The following is a 22,133-nucleotide window of genomic DNA, read 5'->3' as shown; positions in this document are numbered from 1 at the left end:
GTTTTACCTGATGGCGACTCTGTGATCGCCAAAGGTCGATGCGGCGGATCGACCGCGCGGAGGCCGGGAGCGCTCCCGGCCGCCCCGTCGAGAACCATCCGGTGCCCCGAGCCCGTCGTGAGGGTAGGGACGCCGAAAGGAGCGCGATGCAGGCGGCGTTGGAGCGGGAGTACGTCGACTACGTGCGGACCAGTCTGAGTTGGCTGCGCCAGTCCGCGTACCGGTTGTGCGGCGATCCGCACCGCGGCGACGACCTCGTGCAGCAGGCGATCACCAAGCTCTACGTGAACTGGCGGCGGGCTCGGGCGGCCGACAACACCGACGCCTACGTCCAGCGAATCCTGGTCCGCGTGTTCCTCGACGAGCGCCGGCTGCGTTGGGCGGGGGTCTCGTTGTTCTCCTCCGCGCCCGACGTCGCCGTCGAGCCGGACCTGCGGGCCGAGGACCGGGCCACGCTGCGGGCCGCGCTGGACCGGCTGCCGCGCCGGTTGTGCGCGGTGCTGGTGCTGCGGTTCCTGTTCGACATGTCGGTCGACGACGTCGCCGGAGTGCTCGATTGCAGCCCCGGCACGGTCAAGAGCCAGACCGCCCGAGGGCTGGCGACCATGCGGCGGCTGCTCGACGAGAGCCCGCTGCCCACCGCCGCGAAGGAGGCCTGATCATGGAACGACTCTTCGACCCGTTGCGCGACGAGGACCCGCTCCCGCCGTCCGAAGTGGACATCGACCGGGCGATCGTGGCCGGGCGGCGGCAGGTCCGGGCGCGGTGGGTCGGCACGGCGGCGGTGGTGGCCGCGGTGGCGTTCCTGGTCCCCGTCCTCGGGTTGCCGGGCGGTGGCGGTTCGTCCGTAGGCCCGGCCACCCAGCCGGGGTCGGCCGTCGGCATCGAGGACTTCGATCCGATGCGGCGGGTGGTCACGGTTGCCGACGTGCCGGGAGCGACTCCCGAGTCCTACACGACCGCGCGGCGGTGGCAACGGATCATGCTGAAGATCGGGGAGACCGGGTTCGGGTTGGCGACCGTGTACGCCCCGGGCCGACAGGCCACGGACGGCCAGGGCGTCATACGGCCGGAGACCGGAACGCCGGCCGAGCCGATCGGCGGCCGCCCCGCCTACTGGGTCGGTCGGGAAAACGGTGAGCTGCTCGCCTGGCAGTGGACCGACGGGGCCTGGGCGTTACTCACCGTCGAGTACGCCGGGGCCGGCGGCGACGCGGGTACGGACAGCGAGGCGGATCGGGACACCATGCGCCGGATCGCGCAGGCCGTGCGCGTCGGCGTCGGCGAACCGGTCACCATGCCGTTCACGCTCCCCCTGCCCACGCCCCCCTTGCCCACGCCCCACCGCCTGATCGGCGCCACCACTCAGATCCGCCCACCCGACAACCCGTTCGTGCGGACCGGGCTCGTCTTCGCCACCGAGGACCCCTCCGATCCGGACCGGGAGGTCGGCGCCGTCTCGGTGGCCGTCGAGAACGGCTCCAAGATGGCCCAGCACCTCGGCGCGAACCAGACCGTGGACGGTCACCCGGCGAAGGTCGACGGCGAGAGCGTGATCATCTTCGGGTTCACCGACGAGTTCGCCATCGACGTCCGGGGTCCGAGTGACGCCCTGCTCACCATCGCCCGGACCGTGCGGATGGTCCCGACACCAAGCGACAAGTCCACCTGGACTTCCCAACCACTCACCTGAGCCGAAGGCGAACCCCCTTGTACCGAAAGCGAATCGTCGGCGTCACCCTGCTCTTACTCGGCCTGGTGCCGGTTGCCGACGTGGGCGCGGACGTCCCCGACACAGCGGTCGCCGGTGACATCCGGCCGCACACCGCGACCCTGCCGACCGGTGACCAGGTCCTGGCCACCGCCCGCGGATCGGTGGTGCGGCCGGGCCCCGACCGGGAGCGGATCACCGTCGCCGGTTACCGGGTCGGTGGGCGGCACTACGTGATCCCGCGCGACGCGTCGCTGTCCGCGGGTGCCGGTGACCTGGCCGAGCCGGCCGCTTTCGAGGTGACCGGGGCGGATGCCGGTTCGTCGATCTCGGCGGCGCGCCCTTGCCCGCCCTGGAGTTCCGTGCGGCGTGGACGTTCACCTCCGGCTACACACCCGCCGGCGAGGGCCTGCTGCCGGCCGCGAACGTGTGGCCGACCCCGGAGCTGGACGCGCACAACCGGGCGTCGGCCGGGCGACAACTGGTCGTCCCCATCCGGGTGGACCAGCGCTGGGCGGTACCCGCGACCGGGCTGACCGAACTGGCCGTGGACGTCTCCTACGACGACGGTGTGTCGTGGCAGCCTGCCCGGGTCACCCCCGCTCACGACGGTTGGCGCACAGTGCTCACGCCGCCGCCGGGGGCCGGCCACGTATCGGTGCGAACCCGCACGGCCGACGCCGCCGGCAACACCTCGGAGCAGACCTCCATCAGGGCCTGGGAACTGGGCTAGCGCACCCCTCGCAAGCGCGGGTCGCTGCGTCTCGATGCACCCGTTGAACCGACTCCCGAACCCGGCACGTACCCCTGCCACCGTCGCGGGCACCGGTTCGCGGGCAGTGGTCGGCTACCCGCCGATGTGTGGTGCGCGCGCCGCGGAAGAGCCGTCCCGGATCAGCTCACCGGTGAGGTTGCCGTTGGCGGCCGAGCCGAGGAACACCACGATCCTGGCCACGTCGTCGGAGTCCGAGAGCCTGCGGGTGGGTGTGGCCGAGGCGAGGGCGCTGACCACGAACTCCGGGATGTCCGGCCGGTTGTCGGTCAGGGTGAAGCCGGGTGCCACCACGTTGACCAGGATTCCGTCCCGTCCGCCCTCCCAGGCGAGGCTGCGGGCGAGCCCGTACAGGCCGGATTTGGCGGTTCCGTAGGGACCGGGGCCGGGCAGTCCTTCCTCCGCGACACCCGAGGAGATCAGCACGATCCGCCCCCAGCCCTTGGCGCGCATACCCGGCAGGACCGCGCGCACGGATGCGACGGCACCCACCAGGTTGGCGTTGATCATCGCCTGCCACTCCTCCAGCGGCACGTCCTCGAAGCGGACACCGGGGTCCGGCGGCCCGTCACCGCCCCACCGGACGGCGTTGGCGACGAGGACGTCGATTCCGCCCCACCGCTCGACCACCGTCGCGGCGGCCTCACCGATGCTCGACAGGTCTTCGAGGTCGAGCCGGACGACGAACGCCTGCCCTCCCTCCGCCTCCACCTCGGCGGCCACCTTCTCGGCCTTCTCGGCGTTGTTCCGGTAGGTGATCGCCACCCGCGCCCCCTCCCGCCCGTAGGCACGAGCCGTCGCGGCGCCGATCCCGGTCGTCGCGCCGGTGACCAGCACGACGCGACCCTTCAGTCCGGTGTCCACGTGAAATACCCCCATGCCCAGATAGTCTTGAATCACCACCAGTTTAAGATTAGACAATCTCAAGTCAAGAAGATATTTTGATCTTGCTATCATGAGCCCATGACCGCCTCTCGCACCCCCGAGAGCGCCCACGGCAGTCGGCTGCACGAGGACCTGCACTGGGTGTTCGCCCGCCTGAAGCAGGGACTCGCCACCGCGGAGGCCGGGGTGGTGGAGCGACACGGGTTGAGCCACTGGGGCTACACCGTGCTGATGGCGATCGTCGACTCCCCCGCCCGCAACCAGCTCGCCCTCGCCCAGGCGGTGTCGGTCGACAAGAGCAAGCTGGTGCTGATCCTCGACGAACTGGAGAGCGCCGGCCTGGTCGTCCGTCGGCCCGACCCGGCCGACCGCAGAGCCCGCATCATCGAGGTCACCCCGCAGGGACGCCTCGCCCTCGAAGCCACCCGCGACGACATCGCGATGATCGAGGACAACCTGCTCGCCGACCTCGACGGCCCGTCGCGGGCGACGTTCAGGACCGCGCTACAGCACCTCGTCGGCACGGCAGTCCTGCGGATCGAGGACGGACGCCCACCCGAAACCGGGTGCCCCCCGCAGAACGCCTGACCTCCCGTCGCGCGGGAGTCCCGTTCTCACCCCGCGGCACGCAGCGTTACGCAACCAGGGTCGCAGGGCCGAGGCGCAGCAGCCCGTCGTCCACGGGGACGCACCGCACTCCCCCGCGACCGCGCAGCGCCTTGAACGCTCCAGGGGCGATCACGGCGTTCATCCACGCACACGGGTTCGCCGGCCGGTGCGCCTCGAACCGGACCGGGCCGTCGCCGGAGTCCAGGCTGAAGACGTCGTGCCGGGCGAGGCCGTTCACGTCGAACCCGCGCAGCACGATGTTGCGCCGCACGACCAGCGGATCGGGCACGGCGGCCAGACCGAGGCTGTCCGTGATGTCCTCCAGCGCCTCGACGGCGAAGACCGTGACGGCGGCCAGGCGGTGCGCGGCGTGGTTGAATTGACATCCTCTCCGTCCTAGAGGACGGGGATTCCCTCCACGCTGCGCGTGGCCCGCGCGGCGTCCGGGTGGGTTACCGCTTCCCTGCGCGCTGCCGACACGGGTGCCGGTCTTACGCGCGCTCCACGGTCGTTTGAGTTGTCCGCCCGTCCGGCGGCCAACACGTTGCGTGCCGCGTTGACGTCCCGGTCGTGGACCACACCACACGGACAGGTCCACGACCGGACGTTCAACGGCAACTTCTCGCCGACCGCCCCGCACGCCGAGCACCGGCGGGTGGAGGGGAACCAGCGGTCGACCTGGGCGAAGGCACGCCCGTGGCGGGCGGCTTTGTACTCCAGCATCGCCGTGAACCGTGCCCATCCGGCGTCGTGCGCGGACTTCGCCAGCCGCGTGCGGGCCAGACCCGCCACCGCGAGGTCTTCCACGTACACCGCTTGGTTGTCGCGGACGATCGTGGTCGACAGCTTGTGGTGGAAGTCCCGGCGCGTGTCGGCGACCCTGGCATGGGCACGGGCCACCGCGACGACGGCCTTGCGGCGACGGTTGGAGCCCTTGGCCTTGCGGGACAGGGCTTTCTGCAACGTGCGGAGCCTGCGGGCGGCCTGCCGCAGGAAACGCGGCGCGGCGACCTTCGTGCCGTCCGAGAGCACCGCGAAGTGGGTCAGGCCCAGGTCGATGTCCACCCGCGGCTCGACCAGGGGCAGCGGGGCGTCGGATGCCCGGACGACGAACGAGGCGAAGTACCTGCCCGCCGCGTCCCTGATGATCGTGGCCGACGACGGCGGGGCGGGAAGTTCCCGTGACCAGCGCACGCGGAGGTCGCCGATCTTCGGCAGGCGCAGCCTGCCGTTGTCCAGCACCCGGAACCGGGCGTTGGCGGTGAACCGGATGGCCTGCCGGTTGTCCTTGCGGGACCGGAACCGCGGCGGTGCGACCTTGCGGCCCTTGCGCCTTCCCGAGATCGCGGCGAAGAAGTTGCGGTACGCCACGTTCAGATCGGCCAGGGCCTGTTGCAGCACCACCGCCGACACCTCAGACAGCCACGCCCGCTCCGGCGTGCCCTTGGCGCAGGTGATCACCTGCTTGGACAGCTCGCCGTCCGGGATGTAAGGCAGTCCGGCTTCCCGGGCGGCCTGGCGTGCGCGCAGCCCGTCGTTGAACACCACCCGCGCGCACCCGAACGCCCGAGCCAGCAACTGCTGCTGGCTCGGCGTCGGTTCGACGCGGAAGTTGTACCGCAGCTGCACCGCCCCATCCTATTAGGGTTGGTCTCATGGCCGATCATGAGGTATTCGTGCTGGTCGACACTGTGTCTCCGCGCTTCACGCACACTTGGTGTTCATGACGAAGTATCGGCGCGAGGTGTTCGGCGATCGGCACCTGGCCCGGCTGGAGGAGATCATGCGGGCGGTGTGCGCAGACTTCGAGTGCGAGCTGGTCGAGTTGAACGGCGAGGCCGACCACGTGCACCTGCTGGTCAACTTCCCACCCAAGGTCGCCGTCCCGAAACTGGTCAACAGCCTCAAGGGCGTCTCGTCCCGCAGGATGCGACAGGAGTTCCCCGAACTGGCCCGCCACTACTGGCGGGCACAACGACTGTGGTCTGGGTCCTACTTCGCCGGATCGGTCGGTGGAGCACCGACCAGCGTGCTGCGCCAGTACATCGAACAGCAGAACCGTCCCGCCTAGGACACGCCCGGCCGTGACCGACCTCCCGCGCGGGCCTTCACCACCGACTGAAGCCCGGCGCACTGGCACGCATTCGAGTAGCGGTCGCCCACCAGGCCGAGACCGGCCCGGACCACGACGTGATCGCGGGAGACCGGCTCCGGATCAGGTCGCGGCCCGTCGCCGGGCCGTCCGTCGTAGGCGTGCACGGGCGAGACGTGCAGCGCCACGATCTCGACCGTCGTGCTCAACGCTCGCCGAGCTGCCATTCCGGCCGGACGTAGTGGCAGGTGTACCCGTTCGGGTAGCGCTCCAGGTAGTCCTGGTGCTCCGGCTCGGCCTCCCAGAAGTCACCGGCGTGGGCGACCTCGGTGACGACCGGGCCCGGCCACTTGCCGGACGCGTCCACGTCGGCGATCGTCGCCTCCGCGACCTGCTTCTGCTCGTCGGTGTCGTAGAAGATCGCCGAGCGGTAGCTGGTGCCGATGTCGTTGCCCTGGCGGTTGCGCGTCGTCGGGTCGTGGACCTGGAAGAAGAACTCCAGGACCTGCCGGTAGCTCAGCTGCGCCGGGTCGAAGACGATCTCGATCGCCTCGGCGTGGGTGCCGTGGTTGCGGTAGGTGGCGTTGGGGACGTCACCGCCCGTGTAACCCACCCGGGTCGAGACGACGCCCGGGTGCCGGCGGAACAGGTCCTGCATGCCCCAGAAACAACCGCCCGCGAGGACAGCCCTCTCGGTCACCGTAGCCATGTGGTCGCTCCGCTCCTCAAGTCTGGTTGATACCCACTCAACCAAACGTTCGCGCGGCCCCGCATCATCCCGCGCCGCGGCTGTGCCCCGCGACCAGGCATTTCACGCGGGTCCGGGGGTAGCCGTGCGACTGACCACCGGCATCGGCTCCCACTTCTCGAACTGGGTGTCGGGCATGCGCAGCATGCGCAGCCCGGCCATGCCGAAGCCGATCAGCAGCAGCACGATCGACAGCGCGCCCACGGGCCCCCAGTCCTCCGGCACCATGGCCAGCGGCCCGACGAGCGCGAGCGCGATGGCGGCCCACACCGGCAGGAGGCCGTGCCGCCAGGCGCCGATGGCCAGCAGGATGGCGCCCAGTCCGATACCCGCCGCGAACGCGATGAAGACCAGGAAGCCGGCCGGGCTGTTGTCGAACTCGTTGAGCAACGCGACCGCGGTGCCCTCCGGCACCGCCGTGCTGTTCGCCAGCGTGTATTCGAACATGCTGGCCACGAAGAAGCCGATGGTGAGGATGATGCCCAGCAGCATCAGCCAGCCGCCGACCTCGCCCACGGTGATGCGGGCCCCGTGCAGCACGTGGATCAGACCCACGATGCCGGGCACGAGCACCAGGCCGGCGAGCAGGAACAGCCAGGACGAGGTGAGGTAGAGGCCGCCGTTCTCGCGGATCTGGGGCAGCCGCTCGGCGGCGCTGTCCCCGGTGAACACCGCAGCGTCGATCAGGACCCCGGCCAGCAGCAGCAGCGGCCCCACGATCAGGGCCAGCGCCTGGAACGTGCGGTGGAAGTTGCGGGAGTCAGTCGGGTTGAGCATGGTCGCCTCCTCCTCGTGCAGCGGTCGATCCGGTGCGTGGTGGCGGCTCCATGGTGGACCCCACCAGGGCATCCGGCAGCTTGTGACACCACAAGGGGACCGCGGCCGGGTGCCGGCCACGGTCCCCCTGAGATGGTCACCTGAGGCGGTAGGCCTTCAGGACCGTCTGGTCGATCGTGTTGCCCTCGGTGTCGGAGGCGACGACTCGGAGCGAGACGTAGCCGCCGGGCTTCCCGCCACGGGGCACGACGGACTTGAACGGCACCCAGGTGGCGCCCTGGTCGAACGACGCGAAAGCCTTCAGCTCACGCACGGTCGCCGTGCCCGCCCCGGCCTGCCGCGCGACGGTGAACCTCACCGGCAGCGGCACCCCGGCCCGGGCGCTGTTGCGGATGTCGAGCGGGATGTCGTAGTCCACCTGCAACAGCGGCAGCTTGCCCTCCGCCGTGGCGGCACTCGTGAAGCCCCACGTCGAGGACACGTCCGACGACAGCTCCAGCTGCGGCGCGCTGCGGGTCGCGTTGAGTGACAGCTCGTAGCGGCCCGGCTCGGCCGGTGCCTCCCACCAGCCCTCCCACGGGCTGTACGCGGTGCCGAGCGAGACGCCGTCGCGCTTGAGCTCCATGCTGCCGGAAGCGGTGGCCACCCACGACTCGACCGCGGTGGCCGTCGCGAACGGCGAGACCTCGGCCTGGATGCCGTTGCCGCTGCGGGTCACACCGCCGCCGAGCGCCCACTGCACCATGCTGGTGCCGTTGAGCCGCGGCGCGGCGACCGCGGCGCCCCAGTCACGCCGGTACTGCTTGCCGGGCTGGAACGTGACGGGCGCGAGGTCCGACCAGACGCCGACCAGCGGGTCCCGCGCGTCCTCGCCGAACATGCGGCCGATGAAGCCCTCCTGGTACCAGCCGATGCCGTTGCCCGCGCTGTAGTACTCGGAGCGGGCGACGGGCGCGACCAGCGCCTCGTCCAGCAGGACGGCCATGCGACCCGCCGCGGTGCCGTCGAGCATCGGGTACAGGCGCTGGCGGACCAGGCCGTCCGCGCCGGACGAGCGGTAGCGGACCTTGACCTCGGCCAGCTCGCCCTTCTTCACCTGGTACGTCTTCCCGGACGGGAGCGTGCCGCGTTCGGGGTAGAACAGGTTGTAGCTGATCGGCGAGGAGTCGATCGCGTTGATCGTGACCTCGCGGCCGAGCTGCTTCACCAGTTCCACCGCGCCGTGGTCGGACGCGGACAGCACCGGCAGCGCGGTCTGCGGCGGGCCCCCGAACGGTTGCGGCCCGAGCAGCAGCACGGCCGCGGCCCCGGCGTCCTTCAGCTGCTGCGCCAGCGTGTAGAGGTCTTCGTCGCCGGAGTCGACGACCACGAGCGCACCCTTGACGTCACCGTCGCGCGCTGCCGTGCGCCACTTGTGCGCGCCCGGCGGGAGGAACGGGCTGGAGTCGGTGTAGCGCACCGGGAAACCGAACTCGCCCACCGACACCCGCGGCTGCGCGGCCTTGAGCGTGGTCGAGTAGTCCAGCTCCGGCAGCGGGTCGCCGAACGGCAAGGCGTACACCGGCGTGGAGCCCTCGATCGAACCGCTGACGCCGCCGTGCTTGCTCGGCAACCTGGGCACGCTCAGGTCGATCTCGCGGTGCAGCGGTCGCACCGCGCCGTCGTCGAGCGCGATCGTGATCGGCTTGCCGTCCTTCGCGTTCAGCTCGACGTCGACGTCCTTGGTCATCGACACCTTGCCCGCGGCCTGGGTGACCGAGACCGGCGTGTACCAGCCCGCCAGCCGGGAGTACTCGTTGATGCGGGTGAGCACGGCGTAGTCGGAGACCGGCAGCCGGACCGTGCCGACGCCCTCGGCGTTCGCGTTGAGCGCGCTGGACTCGCCGGTCTTCAGGTCGACGAGCAGCGCGTACCCGCTGAGCGGCGCCTTGCCGTCCCGTCCGGTCATCTTGACGGTGAGCGTGTAGCGCTCCTCCTGCACGTACGCGCCGACCGACGTGATCAGGCTGACGCCCTCCGCGGTCGCCTTGACGTGCCCGAAGAACGTGCCGAGGCCCTTGCGCGGGTCGAGCTGCACGACGACCGGCGCGGTGCCGTGCGCGGGCACCGTGACACTCGACGGCACGGTGAAATCGGCGCCGAGGTCGTGCTGGAGTTGCAGCGTGACGGGCTGGTCGCCGTCGTTGCGGTAGGTGATCGTCTTCTCGTGCACCGCGGTGTGCGGCCATGCCACGAGCCCGAACGAGAGGCTGCCGACGTCCGCGCGCACGTTCTGCTGCTCGACCGCGCGCCGCGCGTCCAGCAAGCCCGTGCCGACGTTTGCCGACGTGTCCGCGACCGGCTTGACCGACGCCATCAGGTGCGCCTTCAGCTCCCGCGCGGTCCACGTGGGGTTGCGCTGGGCCAGGATCGCGGCCGCGCCCGCCACGTGCGGCGCGGCCATCGAGGTGCCGGTGAGCCTCGCGTGCAGCTCGTCGACCGCCTCGTCCGGCAACGTGCCCTTCGCGCGCGCCGCCACGATGTCCGTGCCGGGCGCGGCGATGTCGGGCTTGACCGCGTAGTCGCCGAACCTCGGCCCGCGTGAGGACGACTCGGCGAGCGCCCCCTGCTTGGTGAGGTTCGCGACCGCCAGCGCTTCGTTCGCCGCAGCCGGCGACGACACCTTGCGGAAGGTGTAGGCGTTGCCCGCCGCCACCACGAACAACGTGCCGGTCTCGGCCGTGAGCCGGTCCACGGCCTGCGACAACGGGTCGGACCCGTCGCTCTGGTCACCGCCGAGGCTCATGTTGACGACCTTGGCCTTGACCTCGCGGGCGGCCCACTCCATGCCCGCGATGACCGCGCTCTCCGGGCACTCCCACGTGCCGCAGACCCGTCCGATGGCGAGCTTCGCGCCCTTGGCGACACCGGTGTACGCGCCGTGCCCGGCGACGGTGGCCGCGACGTGCGTGCCGTGGCCGACGCTGTCCTGGACGACGCCCTCGCCGGTGAAGTCCTGGGCCGCCACCACGACGTCCTTGAGCTCCGGGTGCTCCTGGTCGTAGCCGGTGTCCAACACGGCCACGGTGACGCCGCTGCCGTCGAACCCGGCCTGCCACGCGCCCGGCGCGTCGACCATCGGCACGCTCTGGTCGAGCGTGATCCTGGCCTTGCCGTCGAGCCAGATCTTGTCCGCGCTCTGCACGCCCACCTGGCGTTGCGCCCACCGCTGTGCGGCCTCGGCCTTCGGGATGGCGGCCGAGGCGCGCAACCCGTTGGTGAGCAGCGGAATCCGGTCGATCTTCGTGTCGTCGTAGCCGAAGTCGTTCATCGCGGTGACGTCGAAGAACCGCTTGTCGAGCCGGTCCTGCGCCAGGTCGTCGAGGGCGTCCTCGGGTACGACGTACTGGTGGTCTTCCTGGACGTACCGGACGAACTGCGCGCCCGGCCGCCCTTCGACGCCGACCAGCGCACCCTGCTCGTCCACCATCACCTTGTCACCGGTGATCAACGTAATGGCCCGGAGCGGCCCTTGGCCTTGCCCTTGGCCCTGTTCCTGGACCGCCGGGGCCGCCTGCGCCGCCACCGGGCTCACCAGCCCGGCGGTCAACGCGGCGACCACCACCCATCGTGCTTGACGCACGTGTCCTCCCCCAGAAGTGAATGCGCTTTCCACCGGGGGAGACTCCCGAGGACACTCAGAGGTTGCACCTCCGCACGAAACGGATCTTCACACCGACCGGTGGTGTGTACTCGGATCCGGTTTGTGACCTGCCCGGCGGCGATGTCGGCACCCGCCGCTCGACTGACCCGGCAAGTGTGGCAGGCAACGGTTCGCCGCCTGGATCGCCGAGCAGGACCTGGACGTCCCCGATCCCCAAGCGACGTCGAGCGTTCTCATCGCATCGCTGACCTACCACCCGCTGCTGAACGCCCTCATCGGGCACACACCCGGTGACATCGACGCGGACCGGTACCTGACCGCGTGGATCGGGCACGCCGCCGGCGTGTTGAAGCTGCCGGCGCAGGAGCAGGTCACGACTTGAGGCGTGTCCCGAGGAAAGTGAGGACCCGGTCCAGCGCTTCCCGGGTGGGGTGTCCGGGCTCGTCGACGAGGTCGACCGTCAGCACCGAGTGCGCGTGCTGCTGGATGCCGTGCGGGTTGCCGGGGGACGAGTCGATCTCGATGCCCTCGAACGCCTCGCCCAGCGTCCGCCGCAGTGTCTCGAACCGCTCCGGCGGTGACTGCCGGTCGTCGGTGAACCTCAGCCCGAGCACGCACAGCCCGTCGGTGGTCGCCGATGACGCGGTGCAGGACGTGGACTTCGTGTTCGAGACCTCCGGCGTGCCCGCCGCCCTGCCGCCCGCGCTCTCCCGGCTCACGGCCGGCGGCACGGCGGTGCTGATCGGGATCAGCGCGCAGCCGTTGGACCTGACGTTGTGGACGATCGTCTACCGGCAGCTCAAGCTCGTCGGCTCGCTGATCTACGACCACCCGGGCGACTTCGCGGGCAGCATCGCGGCGCTGGAGGACGGCACGGTCGCCCCACACCGGGTGCTGAGGCCGGGATTCCCGCTCTCCGCGACGGCCGACGCGTTCGCCGCAGTGCGTTCTACCGCAGGCAAGTGCTGGATCGACGTCACCGCGTAGCCGATGCGGGCCTGGGTCGGCGCGGGCCGGTCAGCATGATGCGATAAGCCTGAGCCGGTCAGTGCAGGCCCATCATGTCGGCCTCGATCATGCGGACCGTGCGCAGGATCGCGGGCACGTACTCGCGTTCCACGAGTTCCGGCGTGGTGCGGCCCGCGTGCACCGATACGTTCGCCGCCGCGACGACCCGGCCCGCCCGGTCGCGGACCGGTGCGGCGGCGCCGCGCAGGCCGTGCTCCAGCTCGGAGTCGACCAGCGCCCAGCCTTGCGCCCTGGCCTTGTCGATCTCCTCGCGGAGCATGTCCACCGTGCGGACCGTCCGGTCGGTGCGGGTCTCCAGGTGCAGGCTGGAGAGGGAGACGTCCAGTTCCGCCGGCGACAGGCCCGCGAGCAGCACCCGGCCCATCGACGTGGCGTAGGCCTTGAACCGGGTGCCGATGTTGATCCGCACGGTGGCCAGTCGGGTGCTGGGCACGAGTGCGACGTACACGATCTCGTCGCCGTCCAGCACGGCCAGCGCGGCGGTCTCGTTCAGCTCGCCGGCGAGTTTGCGCAGGTGCGGGTACACGATCTCGGGCAACGACAGGCCGGACAGGTAGGCGTAGCCGAGTTCGAGGACGCGCGGGGTCAGCTCGAACCCCCGGGAGTCGCCCGCCACGTAACCCAGGTCCGCGAGGGTGAGCAGCAGCCGGCGCGCGGTCGCGCGGTCCAGCCCGGTCTCCCGCGCGACCTGGGCGAGGGTCTGCCTGGGCCGGGCCGCGGTGAAGGAGCGCATGACGGCCAGCGCCCGCGCCACCGACTGCACGAAGTGCGGTCCGTGGTCCTCACGTCGCCCGATCGGCGGTTCGACCATTCCCCCTCCGAGTCCCAGGGCGTGCGCATCGCGCACACCTGGCCGAGTGTACTGACGCCCAACGGCTTCCCGCCCGACTCGCTGAACCGAGTGCCGGTTGACGGCTTCCGCGACTCGGGTGTATCCAGCGGTATCTCCGAAGATCGTGGATGTGTCCTTGCGAGACAACGGAAGCCGGGGTCAGCATGGTGGAGCATGTCGTCGTCGTCGGTGCCGGGGTCTACGGTGCGGCGGTGGCCGCCTCGCTGACGCGGCGGGGTGCGCGGGTCACCGTCGTGGACGCGGGCGCGCCGGCGGGCGGGACTTCCGGGGCGACGTTCTCGTGGACCAACTCCTGCGGTAAGCAGCCGCGGGCGTACCACGATTTCAGTGTCGTGAGCATGGAGGCGCACCGGCGGCTGGCGGCGGAGGTGCCCCACGGCGACTGGTACCACGAGGGCGGCAACCTGGAGTGGGCCGCCGACGACGCCGGGCGCCAGGAGCTGCGCAAGAAGGTCGCCGGCGTCCTGGACTACGGGTACGAGGCGCGTTGGCTCAGCCGGGCGGAGGTGCTGGACCTCGAACCCGACATGAACCCCGGCGGGCTGCCGGCGGACGAGATCGCCTACTTCCCGCGCGAAGGGTGGATCGAGCCGACCCGGCTGATCGGTCACCTGCTCTCCGGCGCGGTCTCCCGCGGTGCCGAGCTGGTTCGCGATGACGCGGTCACCGACCTTGAGGTGACCGCGGGCGTCGTGCGCGCTGTTCGGCTCGCCTCGGGGCGGCGGCTCTCCGTGGACGCGGTGGTCAACTGCGCGGGGCCACAGGCCGCCCGAATCGCCGAACTCGCCGGGCTGGCCCTGCCGATGCGCAACACCCTCGGTGTGCTCATCTACACCTCGCCGGTCGCGGTCTCGGTGTCCCGTGTCGTCCACGCACCGCACGTCCACCTGCGCCCGGACGGCGCCGGACGGCTGCTGCTGCACACCCCTGACGTCGACGACGCGGCCCACGTGTCCGACACCGGTGAGATCAGCGTGGACCAGTCGGTGGTCGACCGGGTGGTCGAAGCGGGCCGTGCGCTCTACCCGGGGATGCGGTCCGCGACCGTGGAGAGCGTCCGGGTGGGTGAACGCCCCATCCCCGGCGACGGCCTGCCGGTCCTGGGACGGGTGGTCGACCTGCCCAACTTCCACTTCGCCGTGTCGCACAGCGGCGCGACCCTGAGCGTGCACGCCGGCGACCTGGTGGCGGCCGAGGCACTGGGCGAGGACCAGAGCGACGCCTTGGCCGCGTTCCGATTCGAACGCCTCTGACCGAGTAGCGCACGTGGCGCGAGGCGAGGGCCGTCACGCCGGAGAATCGCCTGGGGCAAAGAGGAGAGGTCCGGTCCCCGCACGCCCTTTCCATCCGGGCAGTCCAACGACCGGCCGGCAGTACGTTGGCGTGCATGACTGAACGGATCTCGCCGCGGCAGTTCCACGAGGCCGACGGTGTCGAGGACTGGCGCGTGCTGGGTGAAGGGGCGTGCGCGTACTTCCGCACCGGGTCGTTCGCGGCCGGTGCGCGGCTGGTGGCGGCGATCGGGGAGTCGGCCGGGGTGGACGACCACCAGCCCGACGTCGACGTGCGGCGCGAGGGCGTGTACGTGCGGCTGATCACGACCGCGGACGACTACTGGGGGCTGACCGAGCGCGATCTCCAGTCGGCCCGGCGGATCTCGGCGGTCGCACGCGGGCTGGGTGTCGCCGCCGACCCGTCCGCCGTGCAGACCGTCCAGATCTCGATCGACGCGCTCGTCGCCCCCGAGGTGATGCCGTTCTGGCGTGCCGTGCTCGGGTACGTCGACCGCGGTGACAGCCCGGAGGACCTGGTCGACCCGCTCGGCCGTGGCGCGAACCTGTGGTTTCAGCGGATGGACGCGCCACGCCCCCAGCGCAACCGCATCCACGTCGACGTCTGGGTACCGCACGACCGGGCCGAGGCGCGGATCGCGGCGGCGCTCGCGGCCGGTGGCCGGCTGGTCAGCGACGCGCACGCGCCCGGGTGGTGGACCCTCGCCGACGCCGAGGGCAACGAGGTCGACGTGGCCACGTGGGTGGACCACGGCTGACCGGGCGGCTGACGCGGCCGGAAAGGACAAAACTGTTCTTCGCTGACGCCAACGGCTCCGGGACGCCAACGGCTCCGACCTCCCCGCGAAAGGCCAACGCCGAACCGGACGGCACAGCGCCCCTGCTCCCCGCACCGCCAGCACCCGGACATCAGCGCTCGGCAGGCTGGAAGTGGCGGCGATCGGCGTGCACGGCAGCCTGTGCACGCCGACCGCCGGCGCCGCCACCGGGTCGAGTGGAGGTGGCGGGGGTCAGTGTTCCTCGGGCGGCTTGATCTCCCGGTGTTGCTGCCATTCGCCCGGCAACTGCTCGTCGTCCTCGACCTCGTGGCGACGGCCGGCGTGGGGGAGGCCGCTGCTCTCGGTTCCTTCCGACGGGTCCGGGTCGGGGTCGGGCCTGCCGATGCGCGGGCTGCCGGGGTGGCGGTCCGCGTCGCCGCCGGGCGGGACGGGCATGCGCACGTGCTTGGTCCCCCGGCTGTCGTCTTCGCGGTTCATGATCGGACCTCCACTCAAGTCATCCGGCGCTCTTCCAAGCGGCACTTGCGCCGCGGTATGCGCCCCTTGTGTTCCAGCAGTTCGTCCGCGCTCACGGGGTCGTCCGCCTACGTTCCGGCGCGGATGCGTTCGATCACGCCCGAGGTGGAGTGGTCGGGCACGTAGTCGAGGATGCGGACGTGCCCACCCGCCGCCTCCACCACGGGGGTCTCGGCGAGCATGTCGCGGGTGTAGTCACCGCCCTTGGCGTAGACCTCGGGGCGCACCAGCTCCAGCAGCCTGATCGGGGTCTCGTCGTCGAACACGGTCACGTGGTCCACGCAGCTCAGGGCGGCGAGGACGGCGGCGCGGTCGACGGCGGGGTTCACCGGGCGGTCGGAGCCTTTGAGCCTGCGGACGCTGTCGTCGCTGTTCACCGCGACAACCAGGACGTCACCCAGGTCCTTGGCCTGGTTGAGGTAGGCGACGTGGCCGCGGTGCAGGACGTCGAAGCAGCCGTTGGTGAACACGATCCGCCTGCCGGCCGCGCGGTGTTCCTCGGCCCGTCGCACCAGCTCCTCGACCGGCAGGGCGCAGTCGCGGTAGCGCCCGAGGCGGTCGGCGAGCCGGTCCGTGTCGCACACCGTGGTGCCCGGCTCGTGCACGACGACGTCGGCCGCCGTCTGCGCCAGTTCCACCGCGGTCTGGAGCGGCAGGCCGACCGACGCGCCGACCGCCAGCGCGGCCATGAACGTGTCACCGGCGCCGCAGGCGCGGTTCTCCGGTGCCGGCCGCGCCCACGTGCGGTGCGACGGCTGGTCCCCCGGCAGCAGCACGGCACCGTCCCGGTCGAGGGTGACGACGACGTGCCGAGCGCCGGTGGCCGCGCGCAGCTCCGCGCGGTGCCGGTCGACGGCGGCGGCCCGGTTTTCACCCAATCGAGTGCCGAGCAGCGCCTCCGCCTCCAGTGCGCTGGGGGTGACGATGTCCGGTTCCGCGGCCGCCCAGCGGGACAGGTCGTGCGCGTCGACCAGGAGCAACGGGAGGTCCGCGCGGAGGTCGAGCAGGGCCCGGTGGGCGACTGGGCCGAGCACTTCGGCGCGGTAGTCGCAGACCAGCACGGCGTCGCAACCGACGACGGCGGCAAGCAGGGCGTCCACGACACGACGCTGGGTCAGGTCGTCCAGCGGACGGTGTTCGCCCTCGTCGATGCGGACCAGCACCTGCTCCCCCGCCACCACGCGTTGCTTGGTGGTGGTCCTGCGGTGCGCGTCCCGGACCACGCCGCTGGTGTCCACGCCTGCCGTGTCCAACATGTCCAGCACGGTCGAGCCCGCGTCGTCCTCACCGACCACCGACACGAACCGCACTCGTGCACCGAGAGCGGCCAGGTTGCGGGCCGTGTTCGCCGCGCCACCGGCTGTGTTGCGGTGAACCTTGACGTCCACGACCGGGGCGGGCGCCTCCCGGCACAGCCGGTGGCATTCACCGTGCAGCCACTCGTCGAGGATCGCGTCCCCGATCACGACGACCTCGGGTCCCGCCTCGGCCAGCCGGTGCGGCAGCTCCGGTGTGAGGGTGTGACGCTCACCGGTCATGTCCCGTCTGTCCTTTCCGGTCGGAGCGCGGAGCGCGGCTCGCGGTTCCGGCTACCTGAGGCGATACCCGAGCGGTACCCCGGCAAACGACGGGGATGCCCGGCGGCAGAGCGGGTACTTGGAACGGGGAGAACCGGTCGGCGGGCGGAAGGGTTGTGCGGTGGAGGAATTCGGCCCGCTGGGCGAGGTGCTACCCGACGTGCGTCGCATCGCGGTGCTGCGCGGCGGCGGGATCGGCGACATGGTCTCCACGCTTCCCGCGATCGGGTCGCTGTCGGACGCATATCCGGACGCCGGCATCGTGCTGCTCGGCACGGAGGCGCACGAGGAGCTGTTCCGGGACCGTCCCGGTCCGGTGAGCGAGGTGCGGGTGCTGCCGGTGGCCAAGGGGGTGTACGAGCCCTCCGACACGCCCGCCGACCCCGTCGCGGAGGAGCGGTTCTTCTCGTGGGCCCGGCAGAGCCGGTTCGACCTCGCCGTTCAGCTGCACGGCGGTGGGCGCTGGTCCAACCCGTTCGTGCGACGGCTCGGGGCGCGGTGCACGGTCGGTTCGCACACCGACGGGGTCGAGCGGCTGGACCGGAGCATCCCGTACCAGCTGTACCAGCACGAGGTGTTCCGGACGTTGGAGGTGGTCGGGCAGGCGGGCGCGGCGCCGACCCGGCGACTACCCGCCCTCGACGTGACCGAGACCGACCTGGCCGCCGCGGATGCCGCACTGGAGGGGCTGGAGCCGCCGGTGCTCGCCGTGCACCCCGGTGCGCGCGATCCACGACGACGGTGGCCCACTTCTCGATTCGGGGAGGTCGTGGGCGAGGCGGTGTCGGCGGGCGCGAGTGCGGTGGTGCTCGGTTCGCCGGGCGATGGCGAGCTCGCGGACGAGGTGGTGCGGGCGGCTCGTGGGCGGCGTTCGGCGATCCGCTCGCTGGCCGGGCGGCTGGCGTTGTCCGGTGTGCTGGGCGTGCTGTCGCGCAGTGCCGTGCTGCTGGCCAACGACAGCGGACCCCGTCACCTGGCGCAGGCGGTCGGCACGCCGACGGTGAGCGTGTTCTGGATCGGCAACGTGATCACGGCGGCGCCGTTCGTCCGGGCACGGCACCGGGTGCACGTGTCCACCACGGTGGCGTGCCCGGTGTGCGGCGCGGACTGCAGCGGCCTCGACGCGCCGCGTTGCCCGCACGACGTGTCGTTCCTGACCGACGTGCGGGTGGGGCCGGTGCGCGACGACGTGCTGGAGCTGATCGGCACGACCGACGCCTGACCGTGATGAGCACCCTCAGTGGCCACCCCTCCACTATCAGGTGACGCACGGACTCCAGCAGCAGATCCAGGCCCTCTGCCTGGTCAGCTGCGCCACCACGCCTCCGCGCCGCCGAATGTATCGCTGTCCACCACGACAGCGACCCGGAGCTTCATCATCGGTCGATGACCTCCTCGGGGGACGTCGAGGACCCAGCCGGACCGGCGAGTCCCCACGGTAGGCCTCGACGTGCTCCCCGGCATGTCCGACGCATCGGCGGCATCGGTGGAAGACGCCGTCCCGTTACCCGGGCTTGTTGTCGTCCTCGAACTTGACCGCGCCGAACACCTCGGCGAGGTTCGCGTAGTCGGCCGGCGGGATGGCCCGCAGCGCCTTGAGCGCAAGGCCATCGCTCTTGCGGATCGCCGCGTCGACCAGGTCTTCCTTGCTCGCGGGGTAGTCGATCTCTTTCAGGCACTCCTTCAGGTGATCCCGAGTCAGCGTCGAGGCCATGGCTCCTCCAGTTCTCTCGGCTGTCGGTGCGATACCCGCGACCAGGGCCGCAAAACGCCGCGCGACAACAACACGACCCGGCCCCCGACCTACCAGATCGGCACGCGGACGATGACCATGCCGTCGAGCAGCCAGGCGTCGATCCGCTCGACGTCCACCAGGGCCGGGACGGTCGCGCAGTAGTAGAAAGTGCGCAGGGACTTGGTCGGGCGGACCGTGATGCCGACGCGGTCGCGTCTGACCGGTGTGCCGTCGGGACGCACGTCGTGGTCGCGGATCTCCACCCGGACGTCCTCGCGGCGCACGTCCTCCAGCAGCGTGGCGAAGAAGTAGGCCTGCTCGGTCACCGCGACGTCCACGAACAGCGGGCGGTCGTCGGCGGTGGTCAGGTCCCACTCCCGCCCCAACGTCTTGCCTATCCGGTCCCACCACACGTCCATCTCGCCCACCGGGTCCGTCCCCGGGCCGGACTCCGTGCCCGGGCAAGGATTCCGCCGCCGCACCGTCAGCCGCTCGACCACGACGTCACCCTTTCCGTTTAGCCGGACGTCTCACTGGGAAGTACCCTGGCCACGGAGGCTCACTCTCCGGCGAACGGGTGAACGCACTGCGTCCACGACGGCGTCCGCCGCCGAGCGTGATTCGGCCGAACCGCCCACGGGTACTCCATCCGGGCAAGTACCGAGATCCCCGAGGAGCATGGAGGAGGACCCGCCCATGCACCGCGAGAGCAGCAAGCACGGCCCGCTCAAGGACGACGAACTCAAGCACGAACTGCAAGGAACCCTGCGCGGCAACGGCCCCAGTCGGGCCGAGGAGTGGCGCGACCCCGAGTCGCCGACGGACGACGAGATCACACCGACCGACGAAACCCGGTAAACAGCAGCGGTAACGGCCGCGAAAACCAACCGGTGGACCGGCGGGGTCAGCGCACGGAGCCGACGCCGTTCGGGTTCGGTTTCGCGCCGGCGTTCGGCGCGGCGTCCGAGCACTACCTGTTCGGGCGGGACTGGGACGAGGTGGCCCGGGGCAACGGCCTCGACCTGTTGGTGGACCACATCCACCTCAGCGACCGGGGTGGAGCCATCATCGCCGACCTGGTCGCGGAGTGGCTGTCCACGGAGTCCGCACGGCGGTGAGACCGGCTCCGACCCGCACGTGGTCCGTGCGGGTCGGAGCCGACAGGTCAGGCCACGAAACCGACGGTCAGCAGCAGGTTCGCGTAGAGCCGGCCGTCGCCGGTGGCCACGCAGACCGCGAGCTCGGGCTCCCGGCACGCCGTGTAGAAGTCCTGGCGCGCCAACGGCTGCAACGGCAGGTCCGGGCCGAGGAGGCGGGCGTAGTCCGTCCAGACCTCCGGGGTGCTCCCGTCGTCCGGCCGCATGGTGTGCACGGCCTCGACCGGGATCGCCGACAGCACCGGTTCCAGCACCTCGTCCACCGTGACCAGGCCGGGGCGCAGGTTGAGGTGGATCACCTCGGCCCGGTGGTGGACGTTGGTGCGGTGCGCGTAGTTGGAGTCCGCGATCAGGACCTTCGACCCGTGGCCTGCCGTGGCCAGGGCGTGGAGCAGCGGCGGGTGCAGCAAGGGGTAGCGCAGCACTTCTGACGACCTCTCGATGTGATGACGGTGGAACCCGGGTGTCCGGGGCTCATCGTGATTCGGTGCTCATCGTGACCCGGCGAGGATCTCGTCCGTCCGGCGGGCCGCGTTCGCCAAGCCCTCGTCCACGCCGACCTCGCCGGCACCGATGTCCTGGATCACGGACTCGAACACGTCGTTGTAGATCTTGTCGAACTCGACCACGCCGGGCATGAGCGGCTGCGCGATGCGCGCGTCCGCGGCGAACTCGGCGACGAACGGGTTGTCCGCCAACGCGTTCTGGTCGACGCGGATCGATGGGTGACCGGAGCCCTTCATCCAGTTCTCCTGGGCCTCCTCGCTGACCCAGTAGGACAGGAACCGGTGCGCGGCCTGCTTCTTCTCCGGGGTCACCTTGGCGTTGAGCGCGACGGAAGTGGTCGAACCCAAGGTCGCCTGCCGAGTGGGGCCGGACGGAACCGGTGCGACGTCGAAGTCGACGCCGTCCAGACCGGTGGTCACCCACGGGCCGGCGATCGTCATCGCGGCCTTGCCGGTCTGGAACAGCTCGTCCGCGTCCGCACCCGTGAGGCCGACCGGTGAGACCTTCTTCTTGTGCACGAGGTCGATCCAGCTCCGGACCGCGTGGATCGTCTCCGGGCGGGTGAGCGCGGACTTCGAGCCGTCGGGTTCCAGCACGTCCCCGCCGTTGCCCCACAACAGGATCGGCCACACCGGGATCGCGTCGTGGTCGGGCAGCGCCATGCCGTGCTGTTCGGGCGTGCCGTCGCGATCCTCGTCCTTGGTCAACTTGACCATCGCGTTCCGCCACTCGTCCCACGTGGTGGGCGGCCGGTCCGGGTCGAGACCGGCCTCCACGAACATCGCGCGGTTGTAGAACAGCTTGAGGCTGCTGAACGTCATCGGCACGGCGTACTTGGTGTCGTCGTACGTGACGGCCTCCGTGGCGGCCGTGACGAGGACGTTCGACGCCGGGTCGGACTCGAACCAGTCGTCCACCGGGGCCAGCACGCCCTTCTTCGCGTACTGGGCCAGGTGCGTGCTGTCGAAGGCGGCGAGGTCCGGACCGCCCCCGGAGCCGTACGCCGGCAGCAGCTTGCCGAAGAAGACGTCCCAGGGCATGAAGTTCATCTCGACCCGGACGTCCGGGTTGTCCGCGTTGAACTCGGCCACGATGGTCTCGAACGCCTCCGGGACCGGACCGGCGTAACCGCTCCAGAACGACAACCGGACCACACGGCCGGCCGAACCGGTGTCGGCCGTGCCGCACCCGACCGCCCCGATCAGGCCGACGACAGCGGCGATGGCGACCATCGCACACCTGCGACGCACACGTGGTGTCCGCTTGGTCGACGTCATGGAGTTCCTCTCACTGGGCGCGGTGATCGGGGCGGTGTCACTTTGGGACGTCACTCCAGGATGAAGGTCGCGTCGGCGCGGGCGACGGTGTCGGGTGTGGTGGTGAGGTTGACGGTCGTCCCGTTGTGGCGGATGTACCGGCCGGGGACGTTCTGCGACTCGAACGACACGTCC

General features: G+C 70.9%; 27 protein-coding genes. 11 read left to right on the top strand and 16 right to left on the bottom strand.

Annotation, left to right across the window (positions count from 1 at the left end; translation table 11 throughout):
• The first annotated feature begins 146 nt into the window (after positions 1-146).
• The 3 genes from ALI22I_RS14415 (at position 147) to ALI22I_RS14400 (ending at position 2,444) form a co-directional block, all read left to right on the top strand.
• On the top strand, positions 147-659 hold the full coding sequence (locus tag ALI22I_RS14415; RefSeq protein WP_077006007.1) for a SigE family RNA polymerase sigma factor: 513 nt from the start codon (positions 147-149) through the stop codon (positions 657-659).
• Between the two features lie 2 nt (positions 660-661).
• Positions 662-1,693, top strand: coding sequence for a hypothetical protein (locus ALI22I_RS14410; RefSeq protein WP_077006006.1), 1,032 nt, complete (start codon positions 662-664; stop codon positions 1,691-1,693).
• Between the two features lie 361 nt (positions 1,694-2,054).
• A complete protein-coding gene (locus ALI22I_RS14400; protein ID WP_077006004.1) occupies positions 2,055-2,444 on the top strand; it encodes a hypothetical protein in 390 nt (129 codons plus the stop codon).
• Between the two features lie 114 nt (positions 2,445-2,558).
• On the opposite strand, the gene ALI22I_RS14395 is transcribed toward ALI22I_RS14400, so the two are convergent.
• The gene (locus tag ALI22I_RS14395) at positions 2,559-3,347 is read right to left on the bottom strand and encodes an SDR family NAD(P)-dependent oxidoreductase (RefSeq protein ID WP_077006003.1); all 789 of its coding nucleotides are present in this window, start codon (positions 3,345-3,347) and stop codon (positions 2,559-2,561) included.
• 99 nt (positions 3,348-3,446) lie between these two features.
• On the opposite strand from ALI22I_RS14395, the gene ALI22I_RS14390 reads away from it, so the two are divergent.
• Positions 3,447-3,956, top strand: a complete 510-nt coding sequence (locus tag ALI22I_RS14390) for a MarR family winged helix-turn-helix transcriptional regulator (protein WP_077006002.1) — start codon at positions 3,447-3,449, stop codon at positions 3,954-3,956.
• 46 nt (positions 3,957-4,002) lie between these two features.
• On the opposite strand, the gene ALI22I_RS14385 is transcribed toward ALI22I_RS14390, so the two are convergent.
• A complete protein-coding gene (locus tag ALI22I_RS14385) occupies positions 4,003-4,335 on the bottom strand; it encodes an MOSC domain-containing protein (RefSeq protein ID WP_443216940.1) in 333 nt (110 codons plus the stop codon).
• 38 nt (positions 4,336-4,373) lie between these two features.
• Positions 4,374-5,606 (bottom strand): RNA-guided endonuclease InsQ/TnpB family protein, encoded by a 1,233-nt coding sequence (locus ALI22I_RS14380; RefSeq protein WP_077006001.1) that lies wholly within the window; start codon positions 5,604-5,606, stop codon positions 4,374-4,376.
• A gap of 43 nt (positions 5,607-5,649) precedes the next feature.
• On the opposite strand from ALI22I_RS14380, the gene tnpA reads away from it, so the two are divergent.
• Positions 5,650-6,048 carry an IS200/IS605 family transposase gene (gene tnpA, locus ALI22I_RS14375; RefSeq protein WP_077006000.1) on the top strand — a complete coding sequence of 133 codons (399 nt, stop codon included), beginning with the start codon at positions 5,650-5,652 and terminating at the stop codon, positions 6,046-6,048.
• Here tnpA and ALI22I_RS14370 read toward each other — a convergent pair.
• The 5 genes from ALI22I_RS14370 to ALI22I_RS14350 form a co-directional block, all read right to left on the bottom strand.
• A complete protein-coding gene (locus ALI22I_RS14370; protein WP_238598356.1) occupies positions 6,045-6,296 on the bottom strand; it encodes a hypothetical protein in 252 nt (83 codons plus the stop codon). The genes tnpA and ALI22I_RS14370 overlap by 4 nt on opposite strands.
• Positions 6,275-6,778: a peptide-methionine (S)-S-oxide reductase MsrA gene (gene msrA / locus ALI22I_RS14365; RefSeq protein ID WP_077005998.1), complete on the bottom strand. Its 504-nt coding sequence runs from the start codon at positions 6,776-6,778 to the stop codon at positions 6,275-6,277. Before msrA ends, ALI22I_RS14370 begins: the two co-directional genes overlap by 22 nt.
• A 102-nt stretch (positions 6,779-6,880) precedes the next feature.
• Positions 6,881-7,594, bottom strand: a complete 714-nt coding sequence (locus ALI22I_RS14360) for a DUF4386 family protein (protein WP_077005997.1) — start codon at positions 7,592-7,594, stop codon at positions 6,881-6,883.
• Positions 7,595-7,730: 136 nt separating this feature from the next.
• A complete protein-coding gene (locus tag ALI22I_RS14355; RefSeq protein ID WP_143532197.1) occupies positions 7,731-11,216 on the bottom strand; it encodes a S8 family serine peptidase in 3,486 nt (1,161 codons plus the stop codon).
• A 392-nt stretch (positions 11,217-11,608) separates the two neighbouring features.
• Entirely contained in the window at positions 11,609-11,851 is a 243-nt protein-coding gene (locus tag ALI22I_RS14350; RefSeq protein WP_202970967.1) for a hypothetical protein, read from the bottom strand.
• A 13-nt stretch (positions 11,852-11,864) separates the two neighbouring features.
• Here ALI22I_RS14350 and ALI22I_RS14345 point away from each other — a divergent pair, with 13 nt between their 5' ends.
• Positions 11,865-12,224, top strand: coding sequence for a zinc-binding dehydrogenase (locus tag ALI22I_RS14345; RefSeq protein ID WP_202970966.1), 360 nt, complete (start codon positions 11,865-11,867; stop codon positions 12,222-12,224).
• A 58-nt stretch (positions 12,225-12,282) separates the two neighbouring features.
• Here the strand turns inward: ALI22I_RS14345 and ALI22I_RS14340 are convergent, their stop codons facing one another.
• A complete protein-coding gene (locus tag ALI22I_RS14340) occupies positions 12,283-13,077 on the bottom strand; it encodes an IclR family transcriptional regulator domain-containing protein (RefSeq protein WP_077005994.1) in 795 nt (264 codons plus the stop codon).
• A gap of 185 nt (positions 13,078-13,262) precedes the next feature.
• Between ALI22I_RS14340 and ALI22I_RS14335 the strand changes: the two genes are divergently transcribed.
• The gene (locus tag ALI22I_RS14335) at positions 13,263-14,372 is read left to right on the top strand and encodes an NAD(P)/FAD-dependent oxidoreductase (protein WP_077005993.1); all 1,110 of its coding nucleotides are present in this window, start codon (positions 13,263-13,265) and stop codon (positions 14,370-14,372) included.
• A gap of 134 nt (positions 14,373-14,506) precedes the next feature.
• A complete protein-coding gene (locus tag ALI22I_RS14330; RefSeq protein ID WP_077005992.1) occupies positions 14,507-15,169 on the top strand; it encodes a VOC family protein in 663 nt (220 codons plus the stop codon).
• Between the two features lie 252 nt (positions 15,170-15,421).
• On the opposite strand, the gene ALI22I_RS14325 is transcribed toward ALI22I_RS14330, so the two are convergent.
• Complete coding sequence (locus tag ALI22I_RS14325; protein ID WP_077005991.1) at positions 15,422-15,667, bottom strand: hypothetical protein; 246 nt, start codon at positions 15,665-15,667, stop codon at positions 15,422-15,424.
• A 107-nt stretch (positions 15,668-15,774) separates the two neighbouring features.
• Complete coding sequence (rfaE2, locus tag ALI22I_RS14320) at positions 15,775-17,244, bottom strand: D-glycero-beta-D-manno-heptose 1-phosphate adenylyltransferase (RefSeq protein WP_077005990.1); 1,470 nt, start codon at positions 17,242-17,244, stop codon at positions 15,775-15,777.
• Between the two features lie 160 nt (positions 17,245-17,404).
• Here rfaE2 and ALI22I_RS14315 point away from each other — a divergent pair, with 160 nt between their 5' ends.
• Positions 17,405-18,505, top strand: coding sequence for a glycosyltransferase family 9 protein (locus tag ALI22I_RS14315; protein ID WP_077005989.1), 1,101 nt, complete (start codon positions 17,405-17,407; stop codon positions 18,503-18,505).
• Between the two features lie 282 nt (positions 18,506-18,787).
• On the opposite strand, the gene ALI22I_RS14310 is transcribed toward ALI22I_RS14315, so the two are convergent.
• Both ALI22I_RS14310 and ALI22I_RS14305 read right to left on the bottom strand, forming a co-directional pair.
• Complete coding sequence (locus tag ALI22I_RS14310) at positions 18,788-18,997, bottom strand: DUF2795 domain-containing protein (protein ID WP_077005988.1); 210 nt, start codon at positions 18,995-18,997, stop codon at positions 18,788-18,790.
• Between the two features lie 89 nt (positions 18,998-19,086).
• Positions 19,087-19,518: an Hsp20 family protein gene (locus ALI22I_RS14305; RefSeq protein WP_077005987.1), complete on the bottom strand. Its 432-nt coding sequence runs from the start codon at positions 19,516-19,518 to the stop codon at positions 19,087-19,089.
• A gap of 196 nt (positions 19,519-19,714) precedes the next feature.
• Between ALI22I_RS14305 and ALI22I_RS14300 the strand changes: the two genes are divergently transcribed.
• Both ALI22I_RS14300 and ALI22I_RS14295 read left to right on the top strand, forming a co-directional pair.
• On the top strand, positions 19,715-19,876 hold the full coding sequence (locus ALI22I_RS14300) for a hypothetical protein (RefSeq protein WP_179118230.1): 162 nt from the start codon (positions 19,715-19,717) through the stop codon (positions 19,874-19,876).
• A gap of 32 nt (positions 19,877-19,908) precedes the next feature.
• On the top strand, positions 19,909-20,136 hold the full coding sequence (locus ALI22I_RS14295) for a hypothetical protein (RefSeq protein ID WP_077005985.1): 228 nt from the start codon (positions 19,909-19,911) through the stop codon (positions 20,134-20,136).
• Between the two features lie 47 nt (positions 20,137-20,183).
• Here the strand turns inward: ALI22I_RS14295 and ALI22I_RS14290 are convergent, their stop codons facing one another.
• From ALI22I_RS14290 to ALI22I_RS55585, 3 genes are all read right to left on the bottom strand, one after another.
• Positions 20,184-20,600 carry an RbsD/FucU domain-containing protein gene (locus tag ALI22I_RS14290; protein ID WP_077005984.1) on the bottom strand — a complete coding sequence of 139 codons (417 nt, stop codon included), beginning with the start codon at positions 20,598-20,600 and terminating at the stop codon, positions 20,184-20,186.
• 66 nt (positions 20,601-20,666) lie between these two features.
• Positions 20,667-21,914 carry an ABC transporter substrate-binding protein gene (locus tag ALI22I_RS14285; protein ID WP_077005983.1) on the bottom strand — a complete coding sequence of 416 codons (1,248 nt, stop codon included), beginning with the start codon at positions 21,912-21,914 and terminating at the stop codon, positions 20,667-20,669.
• 95 nt (positions 21,915-22,009) lie between these two features.
• Positions 22,010-22,129 (bottom strand): AbfB domain-containing protein, encoded by a 120-nt coding sequence (locus ALI22I_RS55585; protein ID WP_443216939.1) that lies wholly within the window; start codon positions 22,127-22,129, stop codon positions 22,010-22,012.
• Positions 22,130-22,133: the final 4 nt, after the last annotated feature.

It is taken from the genome of Saccharothrix sp. ALI-22-I (genome assembly GCF_001984175.1).
In the GTDB taxonomy this organism is placed as follows: domain Bacteria; phylum Actinomycetota; class Actinomycetes; order Mycobacteriales; family Pseudonocardiaceae; genus Actinosynnema.
This window is presented reverse-complemented; position numbering and strand designations above follow the sequence as displayed.